This window comes from Pseudomonas sp. GW821-FHT02A11 (assembly GCF_059421985.1).
Genome location: NZ_JBWKWB010000048.1, coordinates 1 through 13,459, shown reverse-complemented (window position 1 = coordinate 13,459; position 13,459 = coordinate 1). Strand labels below are relative to the sequence as shown.

General features: G+C 60.1%; 14 protein-coding genes. 9 read left to right on the top strand and 5 right to left on the bottom strand.

Annotation, left to right across the window (positions count from 1 at the left end; translation table 11 throughout):
• Nucleotides 1–103 precede the first annotated feature (103 nt).
• From epd to fba, 5 genes are all read left to right on the top strand, one after another.
• Nucleotides 104–1,153, top strand: a complete 1,050-nt coding sequence (gene epd / locus AC07V9_RS29390) for an erythrose-4-phosphate dehydrogenase (protein WP_495019128.1) — start codon at nt 104–106, stop codon at nt 1,151–1,153.
• 18 nt (nt 1,154–1,171) lie between these two features.
• Nucleotides 1,172–2,335, top strand: coding sequence for a phosphoglycerate kinase (locus AC07V9_RS29385; protein WP_495019127.1), 1,164 nt, complete (start codon nt 1,172–1,174; stop codon nt 2,333–2,335).
• Nucleotides 2,336–2,363: 28 nt separating this feature from the next.
• On the top strand, nt 2,364–2,591 hold the full coding sequence (locus AC07V9_RS29380; protein ID WP_495019126.1) for a putative periplasmic lipoprotein: 228 nt from the start codon (nt 2,364–2,366) through the stop codon (nt 2,589–2,591).
• A 99-nt stretch (nt 2,592–2,690) separates the two neighbouring features.
• Nucleotides 2,691–3,014 (top strand): MliC family protein, encoded by a 324-nt coding sequence (locus AC07V9_RS29375; protein ID WP_495019125.1) that lies wholly within the window; start codon nt 2,691–2,693, stop codon nt 3,012–3,014.
• 124 nt (nt 3,015–3,138) lie between these two features.
• Nucleotides 3,139–4,203, top strand: a complete 1,065-nt coding sequence (fba, locus tag AC07V9_RS29370; protein WP_495019124.1) for a class II fructose-bisphosphate aldolase — start codon at nt 3,139–3,141, stop codon at nt 4,201–4,203.
• 111 nt (nt 4,204–4,314) lie between these two features.
• Here the strand turns inward: fba and AC07V9_RS29365 are convergent, their stop codons facing one another.
• The 3 genes from AC07V9_RS29365 to cdhC all read right to left on the bottom strand — a co-directional run bounded on the left by AC07V9_RS29365 (nt 4,315) and on the right by cdhC (nt 6,947).
• Nucleotides 4,315–4,794, bottom strand: coding sequence for a thioesterase family protein (locus AC07V9_RS29365; protein WP_495019123.1), 480 nt, complete (start codon nt 4,792–4,794; stop codon nt 4,315–4,317).
• A gap of 147 nt (nt 4,795–4,941) precedes the next feature.
• Nucleotides 4,942–5,907, bottom strand: coding sequence for an L-carnitine dehydrogenase (locus AC07V9_RS29360; RefSeq protein WP_495019122.1), 966 nt, complete (start codon nt 5,905–5,907; stop codon nt 4,942–4,944).
• Between the two features lie 152 nt (nt 5,908–6,059).
• Nucleotides 6,060–6,947 carry a 3-dehydrocarnitine:acetyl-CoA trimethylamine transferase CdhC gene (gene cdhC / locus AC07V9_RS29355; RefSeq protein WP_062385377.1) on the bottom strand — a complete coding sequence of 296 codons (888 nt, stop codon included), beginning with the start codon at nt 6,945–6,947 and terminating at the stop codon, nt 6,060–6,062.
• A gap of 314 nt (nt 6,948–7,261) precedes the next feature.
• Here cdhC and AC07V9_RS29350 point away from each other — a divergent pair, with 314 nt between their 5' ends.
• The gene (locus tag AC07V9_RS29350; protein WP_495019121.1) at nt 7,262–8,236 is read left to right on the top strand and encodes a GlxA family transcriptional regulator; all 975 of its coding nucleotides are present in this window, start codon (nt 7,262–7,264) and stop codon (nt 8,234–8,236) included.
• A gap of 131 nt (nt 8,237–8,367) precedes the next feature.
• Here the strand turns inward: AC07V9_RS29350 and AC07V9_RS29345 are convergent, their stop codons facing one another.
• Both AC07V9_RS29345 and AC07V9_RS29340 read right to left on the bottom strand, forming a co-directional pair.
• Complete coding sequence (locus AC07V9_RS29345) at nt 8,368–8,790, bottom strand: DUF3010 family protein (RefSeq protein WP_495019120.1); 423 nt, start codon at nt 8,788–8,790, stop codon at nt 8,368–8,370.
• A gap of 48 nt (nt 8,791–8,838) precedes the next feature.
• The gene (locus tag AC07V9_RS29340) at nt 8,839–9,243 is read right to left on the bottom strand and encodes a lysozyme inhibitor LprI family protein (protein ID WP_495019119.1); all 405 of its coding nucleotides are present in this window, start codon (nt 9,241–9,243) and stop codon (nt 8,839–8,841) included.
• Between the two features lie 228 nt (nt 9,244–9,471).
• On the opposite strand from AC07V9_RS29340, the gene AC07V9_RS29335 reads away from it, so the two are divergent.
• The 3 genes from AC07V9_RS29335 to dgcA all read left to right on the top strand — a co-directional run bounded on the left by AC07V9_RS29335 (nt 9,472) and on the right by dgcA (nt 13,271).
• Nucleotides 9,472–10,449 (top strand): dipeptidase, encoded by a 978-nt coding sequence (locus AC07V9_RS29335; protein ID WP_495019118.1) that lies wholly within the window; start codon nt 9,472–9,474, stop codon nt 10,447–10,449.
• A gap of 215 nt (nt 10,450–10,664) precedes the next feature.
• Nucleotides 10,665–11,195: a DUF5943 domain-containing protein gene (locus AC07V9_RS29330; protein WP_093468445.1), complete on the top strand. Its 531-nt coding sequence runs from the start codon at nt 10,665–10,667 to the stop codon at nt 11,193–11,195.
• 15 nt (nt 11,196–11,210) lie between these two features.
• Nucleotides 11,211–13,271: a dimethylglycine demethylation protein DgcA gene (dgcA, locus tag AC07V9_RS29325; RefSeq protein ID WP_495019117.1), complete on the top strand. Its 2,061-nt coding sequence runs from the start codon at nt 11,211–11,213 to the stop codon at nt 13,269–13,271.
• The last annotated feature ends 188 nt before the right edge of the window (nt 13,272–13,459 follow it).

The window sequence follows — 13,459 nt, the reverse complement described above, 5'->3', positions numbered from 1 at the left end:
ATTGCGATCTGCCTGTCACCGGATACTTCGCTGACACACCGCAATCGCGGGCAAGCGCGCTCCTACAGGTTCTCTAAACATCACGAAATATTTGAGAACCCTCATGCCTCAGTCACGCCCTTTTAAAGTCGCCCTCAATGGTTACGGTCGGATCGGCCGCTGCGTGCTGCGCGCGCTGTGCGAGCGAGGCGCGAAGGCGGGCTTTGAAGTGGTGGCAATCAACGATCTGGCCGACATGGCCAGTCTCGAATACCTTACGCGTTTTGACTCCACACACGGCCGGTTTCCGGGCGAAGTGCGGGTCGAAGGCGATTTTCTGTACATCAACGATCACGTCATCAAAGTGTTCCGCAGCGCGACGCCGGAAGGCATCGACTGGAACGAGCTGGACGTCGATCTGGTGCTCGAGTGCTCGGGCGTCTACAACACCCGTCTCGATGGCGAACGCTTTCTGTCTGCGCGCGCGCCGCGTGTGCTGTTCTCCCAGCCGATGGCCAGCGAGGCGGATGTCGACGCCACCATCGTCTACGGCATCAACCAGCAAACACTGACTGGCGACGAGCTGCTGGTCTCGGCCGCGTCCTGCACCACCAACTGCAGCGTGCCGTTGCTGGACCTGCTCAACCGCGAGCTACGCCTGGAATACGTGACCATCACCACGATTCACTCGGCGATGAACGACCAACCCGTGATTGACGCCTATCATCATGAGGATCTGCGTCGCACGCGCTCGGCGTTCCAGTCGATCATTCCGGTGTCCACTGGTCTGGCGCGTGGTATCGAGCGGCTGCTTCCGGAACTTGCCGGCCGAATTCAGGCCAAAGCAGTTCGTGTGCCGACGGTGAACGTCTCATGTCTGGATATCACGGCGCAGGTGGCGCGTGATACCGATGCGGTCGAGATCAACCGCATCCTGCGCGAGGCCGCCACACGTGGCCCGCTCAAAGGCTTGCTGGCCTACACCGAATTGCCGCACGCCAGTTGTGATTTCAACCATGACCCTCATTCGGCCATCATCGATGCCAGCCAGACGCGGGTTTCCGGCCCGCGGCTGGTCAACGTGCTGGCCTGGTTCGACAACGAATGGGGTTTTGCCAATCGAATGCTGGACGTCGCTGATCACTATTTGCGCAGTATCCATAAACAACAGTAATAAACACAGGAACGCCTCATGACCGTGTTGAAGATGACCGACCTCGACCTGCAAGGTAAGCGTGTGCTGATCCGCGAAGACCTCAACGTCCCGGTCAAGGATGGTGTCGTCACCAGCGATGCACGCATTCTTGCTTCGCTGCCGACCATCAAGCTGGCGCTGGAAAAGGGCGCCGCCGTCATGGTTTGCTCGCACCTGGGTCGTCCGACCGAAGGTGAATTTTCCGCCGAGAACAGCCTAAAGCCCGTTGCCGAGTATCTGAGCAAGGCGCTGGGCCGTGACGTGCCGTTGGTGGCTGAATACCTGGATGGCGTGGACGTCAAGGCCGGCGACATCGTGCTGTTCGAAAACGTGCGTTTCAACAAGGGCGAGAAGAAGAACGCCGACGAGCTGGCGCAGAAATACGCTGCGCTGTGCGACGTCTTCGTGATGGACGCTTTCGGCACCGCTCACCGCGCTGAAGGCTCGACTCACGGCGTGGCCAAGTTCGCCAAAATCGCGGCGGCTGGCCCGCTGCTGGCCGCTGAGCTGGACGCACTCGGCAAGGCGCTGGGCAATCCGGCCAAGCCAATGGCCGCCATCGTTGCCGGCTCCAAGGTGTCGACCAAGCTGGACGTGCTGAACAGCCTGAGCACCCTCTGTGATCAACTGATCGTCGGTGGCGGCATCGCCAATACTTTCCTGGCTGCTGCGGGCCACAAGGTGGGCAAATCGCTGTACGAACCGGACCTGCTGGACACCGCCAAAGCCATTGCGGCCAAGGTCAGCGTGCCGTTGCCGGTAGATGTCGTGGTCGCCAAGGCGTTCGCTCAAGATGCAGAAGCCACCGTCAAACTGATCGCCGACGTCTCCGACGACGACATGATCCTCGACATTGGCCCGAAAACTGCCGCACATTTCGCCGATTTGTTGAAATCTTCCAAGACTATCCTGTGGAACGGCCCTGTCGGCGTGTTCGAATTCGACCAGTTCGGCAACGGCACCAAAGTGCTGGCCGAGGCCATCGCTGACAGCCCTGCGTTCTCCATCGCGGGCGGCGGCGACACGTTGGCGGCAATCGACAAATACGGTGTGGGCAAGAAAATCTCCTACATTTCCACAGGCGGTGGCGCGTTCCTCGAGTTCGTCGAGGGCAAGGTCCTGCCGGCCGTGGAAATTCTGGAACAACGCGCCAAGGCCTGAGATTCGGGCCTGGGTGAAGGGGAATGAGATGGTCAAGCCATTACCGCTGTTGATCATGGCGGGGTTGCTGGTCGGCTGCGCAAGCAAGCCTGAAGCCCAGGCGGCGCTCAACGGTGCGCCGCAACAGCTTCAGGTCAGCTGCTATCAGGCCGGCTGGCAGGCTGAAACCGTGCCGATCGTCTACAAGCGCGGCGGTCCTGAAGTCTGGGAAAAATACGAGTTCATGCCCGCTGTCGGGCCGGTTGCCTGTCGTTGAATCTGAACTGACAGCCTTCGCGAATATCAGAAAAAGAACTGCCCCTGGCGATCGAAGCACTGACTGAGCTCAGCCTTCGCAGGGGTTCCAGGAGTGGTAATGAAAGGCTTGATTGCCCTTGCGACACTGATGCTGCTGGGCGGTTGCGCCAGCATGAAGGCTTCTGAACCGGCTGCGGCCTGGACCCATTGGGTCTGCGACAGCAAGGCCGAGGTTTACTGGCGTTACGCTGACGCCGCGAAAAAAGAGGTCGACGTTCGCCTGAACCAGAGCGAGCAGGTGTTCCGCTTGCAGGCCGCCCCCGGTGCTTCGGGTGCGCTCTACAGCAACGGTGTGCTGGCGTTCGACAATAAGGGTAGCGAAGGCCTGGTTTACTGGGACGCTACCAACGATTTGATCGGTCGCGGCTGCAAGGCGCCGTAAGGCATCAAGCGGTCCGATCGATGCAACACCGGGCGGTGATCAGCAGTACCGCCCCTATAATTTGAATAGCCGCCGCTACGGCAGGCACACGCGATTAACGACCCTACCGGGAGAGAGACAGACAATGGCACTTATCAGCATGCGCCAGATGTTGGACCACGCCGCCGAATTCGGCTACGGCGTTCCTGCATTCAACGTGAACAACCTGGAACAGATGCGCGCCATTATGGAAGCGGCCGACAAGACCGATTCCCCGGTGATCGTTCAGGCTTCGGCCGGTGCGCGTAAATACGCAGGCGCCCCGTTCCTGCGTCACCTGATCCTGGCGGCAATCGAAGAATTCCCGCACATCCCGGTGGTCATGCACCAGGATCACGGCACCAGCCCTGCCATCTGCCAGCGTTCGATCCAGCTGGGCTTCAGCTCGGTCATGATGGACGGCTCGCTACGCGAAGACGGCAAGAGCCCGGCGGACTACGAGTACAACGTACGCGTGACCCAGGAAACCGTTGCCATGGCTCACGCCTGCGGCGTTTCGGTAGAAGGTGAGCTGGGTGTTCTGGGCTCGCTGGAAACCGGTATGGCGGGCGAAGAAGACGGCGTGGGCGCCGAAGGTCAGCTGGATCACAGCCAGATGCTGACCGATCCGGAAGAAGCGGCCGACTTCGTCAAGAAGACCCAGGTCGACGCCCTCGCTATCGCCATTGGCACCAGCCACGGCGCGTACAAGTTCACCAAGCCGCCTACCGGCGACATCCTGGCGATCGAGCGCATCAAAGAGATCCACAAACGCATTCCGAACACCCACTTGGTGATGCACGGTTCTTCGTCCGTGCCTCAGGAATGGCTGAAAATCATCAACCAGTACGGCGGCGACATCAAAGAAACCTACGGCGTGCCGGTCGAAGAAATCGTCGAAGGCATCAAGCACGGCGTGCGCAAGGTCAATATCGACACCGACCTGCGTCTGGCGTCCACCGGTGCCATCCGCGAATTCATGGCCAAGAACCCGGCTGAATTCGACCCGCGTAAATACCTGGCCAAAACCGTGGCGGCCATGCGCGACGTCTGCATCGCACGTTACGAAGCGTTCGGCACCGCCGGCAACGCCTCCAAGATCAAGCCGATCTCCCTGGAGAAGATGTTCGAGCGATACGCCAAAGGCGAGTTGAACGCCAAGGTCAACTGATCATTATTTGATCGGTTCATCGGTAAGAAAAAGCCCGCAGCGATGCGGGCTTTTTTGTGGCTGGCTTCTCTGGTCCGCACTGATATCAAACTGTGGAAGTCACCCGACGGATCATGCTTTGCGCGGTAAACCGATCACTCGACCCACGTAGACCGGCGCCGGCTGGTCCTGCTGCGCTTCGGTCAGCAGTCGCAACGCCTCCAGCGACTGCTCGCTGAACGGCGCTGATTTCGGGCCTGCGGCCAGGTCGACATGCAGCAGCATCTGGTCACTGGCCGCCAGTTCCTCATCGCGACCTGCCTTGTACAAACTGTGATAAAGCTGCACGCGCTTGAGGTCGTGGGCGACGATCTGGGTGCGCACTTCGACCTCTTCGCCGAGTTTCACCTCATGCAGATAATTGATATGGGCTTCCAGAGTGAACAGCGAGTTGCCGCTGGCGTCCCGATCGTCGCTGGCCAGGCCGATGCGATCCATGAAAGCGTCGGTCGCGTAGCTGAAGATCAGCAGATAAAACGCATCGCGAAGGTGGCCGTTGTAATCGACCCAATCCTGAAGGATCGGGGTTCTATAGGTAGTCAAAGCGGGCATGATGAGGTCCGTGAAAATTGGAATGCAGACCCCCTGTGGGAGCGAATTCATTCGCGATTGGCCGGTACATTCGACACATTCCTGTCGTCTATGCCACCGCATCGCGAATGAATTCGCTCCCACAGGTAGATGGCGGGTGGCGCGGGCTTAATCGCTGAACGCCATCCCATGCTTGGCCTTGGTGGTCTTCACCGCCTCCAGCACCGCCAGCAGGCAGTCATCGCGATAACGCTCCAGCGCCGAAATGCTGTGGGTGCCGAGTTGATCGCGGGTGCCATCGACCACATCGTCGATCAGCTTGTCGGTCAATTCGGGCGCAGGCAGGTAGGTCCACGGCAATTGCAATGCAGGCCCGAACTGCGCCATGAAGTGACGCATGCCCGCGTCGCCGCCCGCGAGGGTGTAGGTCAGGAACGTGCCCATGAACGACCAGCGCAGCCCGGCGCCGAAGCGGATCGCGTCGTCGATTTCGCCCGTGGTGGCCACGCCATCGTTGACCAGGTGGAGCGCCTCGCGCCACAGCGCTTCGAGCAAACGGTCAGCGATGAAGCCCGGGACTTCCTTGCGAACGTGCAGGGGGCGCATGCCGAGGGACTCATAGACCTTGATCGCCGCTTCCACAGCCTCGGGCGCAGTGTTCTTGCCGCCGACGACCTCGACCAACGGGAGCAAGTACACCGGGTTGAACGGGTGACCGACCAGGCAACGCTCAGGGTGGGTGGCGCTTTCATAGAACTCCGAAGGCAGCAGCCCCGAGGTACTGGAGCCGATGATGGCGTTGGGCTTGGCGGCTGCGCTGATCTTGCTGTGCAGGTCGAGCTTGAGTTCAAGCCGCTCAGGCGCGCTTTCCTGAATGAAATCGGCGTCGCGCACGCACTCTTCGATGGTCGCCACGAACGTCAGGCGATCCTGCGAAGCACCTGCTGCCAAACCTTTCTGCTCAAGGGCAGGCCAGGCATTGGCGACGCGCTTGCGCAGTGCGGCCTCGGCACCCGGTGCCGGGTCCCAGGCGATGACGTCCAGGCCATGGGCGAGGGCGCGAGCCACCCAGCCGCTGCCGATGACGCCGCTACCGAGTGCGGCGAAGGTTTTGATTTCGGTGATGAAGGTCATGGTGATGTCCTGACGAGAATTCAGTGGTCAATGCGGTCAACTGTGGGAGCGAATTCATTCGCGAGAGGCCTGTACATCCGACGGAGTTTCATCGTCTGTCAAACCGTATCGCGAATGAATTCGCTCCCACAGGATGATCAGGTGAGGCTGGATCAGAACCGCTTTTTCAGGCCCATCTTCACGCGGCCTTCTGCAGGGGTCATGACCCGAGCGCCCATGCGGCTGAGGATTTCGCTGGCGCGCTCGACCAGCGCGCCGTTGCTCGCCAGCACGCCTTTATCCAGCCAGATGTTGTCTTCCAGACCAACCCGCACGTTGCCGCCCAGCAGCACCGCCTGCGCGGCCATCGGCATCTGCATGCGGCCGATACCGAAGCCGGCCCAGACCACGTCCGCTGGCAGGTTGTCGACCATGGCCTTCATGGTGGTGGTGTCTGCCGGTGCACCCCACGGGATGCCCAGGCACAGCTGGAACAGCGGGTTGTCCAGCAGGCCTTCTTTCATCATCTGCTTGGCGAACCACAAGTGGCCGGTGTCGAAGATTTCCAGCTCGGCCTTCACCCCCAGCTCCTGAATTCGCTTGGCACCTGCGCGCAGTTGCGCCGGGGTGGACACATAAATGGTGTCGCCGTCGCCGAAGTTCAGAGTGCCGCAGTCCAGCGTGCAGATCTCCGGCAACAGCGCCTCCACGTGGGCCAGACGGGTCAGCGGGCCGACGAGGTCAGTGTTCGGGCCGAAATCGGTAGGGCGCTCGCCCGGGCCGATTTCCAAGTCGCCCCCCATGCCTGCGGTCAGGTTGACGATGATGTCGATGTCCGCCTCACGGATGCGGTCCATGGTCTCGCGGTACAGCTCGACGTCACGGCTGAACTTGCCGGTCTGCGGATCACGCACGTGGCAATGCACGACGGTTGCGCCTGCTTTGGCGGCCTCGACGGCAGCGGCAGCGATCTGTTTCGGGGTGATCGGGACCAGATGGCTTTTCCCGGTCGTGTCGCCAGCACCGGTGAGTGCGCAGGTGATGATGACGTCGTGATTCATGAGTGAGGTTCCTTGCAGGCCAGGGTCGTTTACGTGCGCAGGCTTTTTGGCGCCCGCTTTTGAGGTGCAAAGCTACGCAGCCCAAGGCCCCTCAAAACGCACAGCGGCGACAGGCTCTTGCACGGTAGCGACCTGTGTTGTTGCCTCGTTGTCTGAACAGGCGTATCTCATACAGGATCAGAACGGTAGGAGCGCGCTTGCCCGCGATTGCGGTGTGTCCGTCATTGAGCCGGCACAGGCATACCCCAATCGCGGGCAAGCGCGCTCCTACGGTGGTTTTGCCTGCCAAAAAATCCCCAAGGAACGCGCCAACGATGTCCCAGGATTTCTACTTTTTGCTCATGCCCGGTTTTTCGATGATGGGTTTCGTTTCGGCGATTGAGCCGTTGCGGGTGGCCAATCGGTTTGGCGGGGAGTTGTATCGTTGGCATGTGCTGAGCATCGATGGCGGGCCGGTGATCGCCAGCAATGGCATGTCGGTCAACGCCGATGCCGCGCTGGAGCCGCTGAAGAAAGGCGCGACGCTGTGCGTCATGAGCAGTGTCGACCCGCTGAAGTTCTACACCTCGACCCTTGAGCACTGGCTGCGCCGCATCGATCTGGAAGGCGTGACCCTGGGCGCCATCGACACTGGCAGTTTCGTATTGGCCGAAGCGGGCCTGCTGGAGGGCTATCGTCTGACCTTGCACTGGGAAGCGCTTGATGCGTTCAAGGAAACTTACCCGACCCTGCAGGCGACCCAGGAATTGTTCGAAATCGACCGACGTCGCATCAGTTCGGCCGGCGGCACGGCTTCCATCGACCTGATGCTCGACCTCATCGGTCAGGCCCACGGCCCGGATCTGGCGATCAAGGTCTCCGAGCAATTCGTGCTCGGCCGCATCCGCCAGCGCAAAGACCACCAGCGCATGCAGATCGCCACGCGTTACGGCATCAACAACAAGAAGCTGGTGCAGGTGATCGGCGTGATGGAGCAACACACCGAGCCGCCCTTGAGCACCCTTGAACTGGCCGAGGGCATTCAGGTGACGCGCCGCCAGCTGGAGCGGCTGTTTCGTCTGCACCTGAATGACACGCCGAGCAACTTCTATCTGGGCCTGCGACTGGAGAAAGCCCGGCAGCTGCTGCGCCAGAGCGACATGAGCGTGCTGGAGGTCAGCATCGCCTGCGGGTTTGAGTCGCCGTCGTATTTCACCCGCAGTTACAAGGCGCGGTATGGGGTGTGCCCGAGGGAGGATCGCGGGCGGGTGGCAAGAGAGCTGAAGTCGGTAGTGTCAGACGCTAAATAGCTGGAAATATGCAGATTTCTGTGGGAGCGAATTCATTCGCGATGGCCGGTACATCCGATGGAGATGTGGCGGCTGATCAATTGATTCGCGAATGAATTCGCTCCCACAGGGTAGAGCGTTGACTCCAACTGTTACTTCAAGCCCTTCATCAGCGCCGAACACGCCGCCTTGTAGGCCTCGTGCTGATACTTGTTCAGCCCTGCAGGCAGGTCGAAGTTGTGCTTTTTCATCTGCGCATTGATGGTCTGCGGCGACAACAGCACCACGTCGCATTCGTCAAGCAGCTGGAAAATCGTCTCGATCTTGAAGGTGGTCGGGCCGCCGGCGAACTCGCCTTTCTTGCTGCGCTTTTTAATGGCGATGTGGGTGATGGCATTTTCGTGAACGAAGGTCGCGATCTGGCGGGCAAAAGCTTTGACGTTGGCGGCTTCGTCATCGTCTTCTAGGGCGATCTTCTTGGTTGCCAGCGGCAGATGTTCAGGGGCGCCGGATGCGCGAGTGGCGACAGCGAAGATGGCTTCGCTGCCTTTGATTTCTACGCCGCAGATGTTCATGTGCTGACCTTGAGCCTGTAAAAGGTGTCAGGGTAGCGCATTCGAACGTCATTCAGACTGCGCGATGCTTTCCAGGTACTCGGAACGCTCGTCGCTCATGCGCGCCAGGCAGTCGTTCTGGCCGATGTTGAATTCCTTGGTGCCGGGTTTGGCGGGGAACACCTCCACGGCGCAGTCGGCGTCGCGCAGTTTCTTCCAGGCGTCTTCTGCGGTTTTCAGCTTGGCCGAGAATTCGTCGGATTGCGCCTTGTTGGCGCCGAACTGCACTTTCACCCGCTCCAGGAGGTTCTGGAAATTCTCGTCCAGCAGTTTGACGGCCGTGTCACGGCTGTACACCGAGCATTCCAGGGTCTGCTTGTCTTCGTCTACGCCGTCGCAAGGGGTGGCGTCCGGGTTTACCGCCGCATGAGCGCCTGTCGCCAGTAGTGCCAGAGCCAGAAAAATCGTCTTCATTGGGGTTTCCCGATTCAGTGATGCGGGGAATTCTCGCCCAAGCGCGCGGCAAAGAACAGTTATCAAACGCAAGGCCCAGACGCATGAGGTCGCCCTTTGTCGTTTCTTGACGCTTTCGGCAATTCCCCTGTCGTTTTTGCATCCGGCTCATCCCACCCGCAGGCATATGCTGGCCCCAAAGCGCCGGCAGACGTTTCGGCGCACGATTAACCTAAAGGGGACAGCCTGATGAGCCCAGCCGAATTACACGCCGACAGCATCGTTATCGACGGTCTGATCATTGCCAAATGGAACCGTGAGCTGTTCGAAGACATGCGCAAAGGCGGCCTGACCATGGCCAACTGCACTGTGTCGGTGTGGGAAGGCTTTCAGCAGACCGTCAACAGCATCGCGTCGAGCCAGAAGCTGATTCGCGAAAACAGCGATCTGGTGATTCAGGTGCGCAACACGGCTGACATCCGCAAGGCTAAAGAGCTGGGCAAGACCGGCATCCTGTTCGGCTTCCAGAACGCCCACGCGTTCGAAGACCAGATCGGCTACGTCGAGATCTTCAAGCAGCTGGGCGTGGGCATCGTGCAGATGTGCTACAACACCCAGAACCTCGTCGGCACCGGTTGCTACGAGCGCGACGGCGGCCTGTCGGGCTTCGGTCGTGAAATCGTCGCGGAAATGAACCGCGTCGGCATCATGTGCGACCTGTCCCACGTCGGCTCCAAGACCTCCGAAGAAGTCATCCTCGAATCGAAAAAGCCAGTGACCTATTCTCACTGCCTGCCTTCGGGTCTCAAAGAGCACCCTCGCAACAAATCCGACGCTGAACTGAAGTTTATCGCTGACCACGGCGGCTTCGTGGGCGTGACCATGTTCGCGCCGTTCCTGGCCAAGGGCATCGATTCGACCATCGACGACTACGCCGAAGCCATCGAATACGTCATGAATATCGTCGGCGAAGACGCCATCGGCATCGGCACCGACTTCACCCAGGGGCACGGCCAGGAATTCTTCGAATACCTGACCCACGACAAGGGCTACGCCCGTCGTCTGACCAACTTCGGCACGATCATCAATCCGCTGGGTATCCGCACTGTCGGCGAGTTCCCGAACCTGACCGAAACCCTGCTCAAACGCGGCCATTCGGAGCGCGTTGTGCGCAAGATCATGGGCGAAAACTGGGTTCGCATCCTGGGCGACGTCTGGGGCGAATAGCGTGGGCGGCTCCAGAGCCTACTGCGCAGACCAATAGCTGCGTCAGGTCCTTGCGAAAGGATCGCCGTACATGAGTACTGCCTCACCTTTCGCTCCGGTCCTTCCTTGCTCTTGGCCTTGCTCGCTACGGCGCTGAAACCACCTGCGAACATCTTCAAAAAGCGAAGCCAAGGGCTTTGTTTTCAATTACACGAATTTTCTGGAGTTAAGTTTCCATGGCCAAGATCGCCCCGCAATTGCCAATCGAAGTCGACAGCGAGACCGGTGTCTGGACCTCCGACGCCCTGCCGATGCTGTACGTCCCGCGTCACTTCTTCGTCAACAACCACATGGGCATCGAGGAGGTGCTGGGCGCTGAAGCCTATGCCGAGATCCTCTACAAGGCCGGTTACAAGTCCGCGTGGCACTGGTGCGAGAAAGAAGCCGAATGCCATGGCATCGAAGGCGTCGCGGTGTTCGAGCACTACATGAATCGCCTGTCGCAGCGTGGCTGGGGCCTGTTCAAGATCCAGGAAATCGACCTCGATAAAGGCACCGCTAGCGTGAAGCTTGAGCACTCGGCGTTCGTCTACGTCTATGGCAAGGTCGGTCGCAAGGTCGATTACATGTTCACAGGCTGGTTCGCCGGCGCCATGGACCAGATCCTCGCTGCCAAAGGCAGTTCCGTTCGCACTGTAGCCGAGCAGGTTTACGGCGGATCGGAAGAGGGCCACGAAGATGGCCTGTTCGTCGTAAAACCGTTGTAAGCCGAGGACCGTGAGATGGCTTTCGAAGCAATGTTTCAGCCGATTCAAATCGGCAAACTGACAATCCGCAACCGCGTCCTCAGTACCGCGCACGCCGAGGTTTACGCCACCGATGGCGGCATGACCACCGACCGTTACGTGAAGTATTACGAGGAGAAAGCCAAAGGCGGCATCGGCCTGGCCATTTGTGGCGGCTCTTCCAGCGTGGCCATCGACAGCCCGCAAAGCTGGTGGAAGTCGGTCAACCTGGCCACCGACAAGATCATCCCGCACTTCCAGAATCTTGCGGACGCCATGCACAAGCATGGCGCCAAGATCATGATTCAGATCACTCACATGGGCCGCCGCTCCCGTTGGGACGGCGACCATTGGCCGACGCTGATGTCGCCATCGGGTATCCGCGAGCCTGTGCACCGCGCAACCTGCAAGACCATCGAGCCGGAAGAGATCTGGCGCGTGATTGGCAACTACGCCAGCGCTGCAGCTCGCGCCAAGGCCGGTGGCCTGGACGGCGTCGAGCTGTCGGCCGTGCACCAGCACATGATCGACCAGTTCTGGAGCCCGCGGGTCAACAAGCGCACCGACGAGTGGGGCGGCAGCTTCGAAAATCGCATGCGCTTCGGTCTGGAAGTGATCAAGGCCGTGCGCAAGGAAGTCGGCCCTGACTTCTGCGTGGGCCTGCGCATCTGCGGTGACGAATTCCACCCGGACGGTCTCAGCCATGAAGACATGAAAGAGATCGCCAAGTATTACGACCAGACCGGCATGATCGACTTCATCGGTGTGGTCGGCTCGGGGTGCGACACGCACAACACCTTGGCCAACGTGATTCCCAACATGAGTTATCCACCGGAGCCGTTCCTGCATTTGGCGGCCGGTATCAAGGAAGTGGTCAAGGCTCCGGTGCTGCACGCGCAGAACATCAAGGACCCGAACCAGGCCACCCGTATCCTGGAAGGCGGTTACGTCGACATGGTCGGCATGACCCGCGCGCACATCGCCGACCCGCACCTGATCACCAAGATCAAGATGGGCCAGGTTGACCAGATTCGTCAGTGCGTCGGTGCCAACTACTGCATCGACCGTCAGTACCAGGGTCTGGATGTGCTGTGCATCCAGAACGCCGCGACCTCCCGCGAATACATGGGCGTGCCGCACATCATCGAAAAAACCACCGGCGTGAAACGCAAAGTGGTGATCGTCGGTGCCGGTCCTGCGGGGATGGAAGCTGCGCGTGTATCGGCCGAGCGTGGCCATGACGTGACGCTGTTCGAGAAGAAGGACGCCATTGGCGGCCAGATCACCACGGCCTCGAAAGCGCCGCAACGTGATCAGATCGCCGGTATCACCCGCTGGTATCAGCTGGAACTGGCGCGGCTGAAGGTTGATCTGCGTCTGGGCACCGCCGCTGATGTGGCGACTATTCGCGACCTGCGCCCGGATGTGGTGGTGCTGGCGGTGGGCGGTCATCCGTTCATCGAACAGAACGAGCACTGGGGCGCGGCTGAAGGCCTGGTGGTCAGCAGCTGGGACGTGCTGGACGGCAAGGTTGCGCCGGCCAAGAACGTGCTGGTTTACGACACCATCTGTGAATTCACCGGTATGTCGGTGGCCGACTTCATGGCCGACAAAGGCAGTCAGGTCGAGATCGTCACCGATGACATCAAGCCGGGCGTGGCCATGGGCGGCACGTCGTTCCCGACGTACTACCGCAGCATGTATCCGAAAGAAATCATCATGACCGGCGACATGATGCTGGAGAAGGTCTACCGCGAAGGCGACAAGCTGGTGGCGGTCCTGGAAAACGAATACACCGGCGCCAAAGAGGAGCGGGTGATCGACCAAGTGGTGATCGAGAACGGTGTGCGTCCTGACGAAGAGCTGTACTACGGCCTCAAGGAAGATTCGCGCAACAAAGGCCAGATCGACATCGACGCCCTGTTCGCGATCCAGCCTCAGCCGTTGTTGAGCCAGTCGGGTGATGGCTACCTGCTGTACCGCGTCGGTGACTGCGTGGCGCAGCGTAATACACACGCCGCCATCTATGACGCATTGCGGCTGTGTAAAGACTTTTGATGGTGACCCTGTAGGAGCGCGCTTGCCCGCGAAGAACGATGACGCGGTTTGCCTGACAGACCGAAGCGCCTGAATCGCGGGCAAGCGCGCTCCTACAGAAGACCCGCATATCTGTAGGAGCCATCATGCTCAACACCCTTCTTCCAATCCTGCTGTTCGCCGCCTTGGGCCTTGGTGTCCTTGGCGCC

Coding starts and splice junctions, on each gene's coding strand:
- epd (WP_495019128.1), top strand. CDS start 104: ATGCCTCAGTCACGCCCTTTTAAAGTCGCCCTCAATGGTTACGGTCGG.
- AC07V9_RS29385 (WP_495019127.1), top strand. CDS start 1,172: ATGACCGTGTTGAAGATGACCGACCTCGACCTGCAAGGTAAGCGTGTG.
- AC07V9_RS29380 (WP_495019126.1), top strand. CDS start 2,364: ATGGTCAAGCCATTACCGCTGTTGATCATGGCGGGGTTGCTGGTCGGC.
- AC07V9_RS29375 (WP_495019125.1), top strand. CDS start 2,691: ATGAAAGGCTTGATTGCCCTTGCGACACTGATGCTGCTGGGCGGTTGC.
- fba (WP_495019124.1), top strand. CDS start 3,139: ATGGCACTTATCAGCATGCGCCAGATGTTGGACCACGCCGCCGAATTC.
- AC07V9_RS29365 (WP_495019123.1), bottom strand. CDS start 4,794: ATGCCCGCTTTGACTACCTATAGAACCCCGATCCTTCAGGATTGGGTC.
- AC07V9_RS29360 (WP_495019122.1), bottom strand. CDS start 5,907: ATGACCTTCATCACCGAAATCAAAACCTTCGCCGCACTCGGTAGCGGC.
- cdhC (WP_062385377.1), bottom strand. CDS start 6,947: ATGAATCACGACGTCATCATCACCTGCGCACTCACCGGTGCTGGCGAC.
- AC07V9_RS29350 (WP_495019121.1), top strand. CDS start 7,262: ATGTCCCAGGATTTCTACTTTTTGCTCATGCCCGGTTTTTCGATGATG.
- AC07V9_RS29345 (WP_495019120.1), bottom strand. CDS start 8,790: ATGAACATCTGCGGCGTAGAAATCAAAGGCAGCGAAGCCATCTTCGCT.
- AC07V9_RS29340 (WP_495019119.1), bottom strand. CDS start 9,243: ATGAAGACGATTTTTCTGGCTCTGGCACTACTGGCGACAGGCGCTCAT.
- AC07V9_RS29335 (WP_495019118.1), top strand. CDS start 9,472: ATGAGCCCAGCCGAATTACACGCCGACAGCATCGTTATCGACGGTCTG.
- AC07V9_RS29330 (WP_093468445.1), top strand. CDS start 10,665: ATGGCCAAGATCGCCCCGCAATTGCCAATCGAAGTCGACAGCGAGACC.
- dgcA (WP_495019117.1), top strand. CDS start 11,211: ATGGCTTTCGAAGCAATGTTTCAGCCGATTCAAATCGGCAAACTGACA.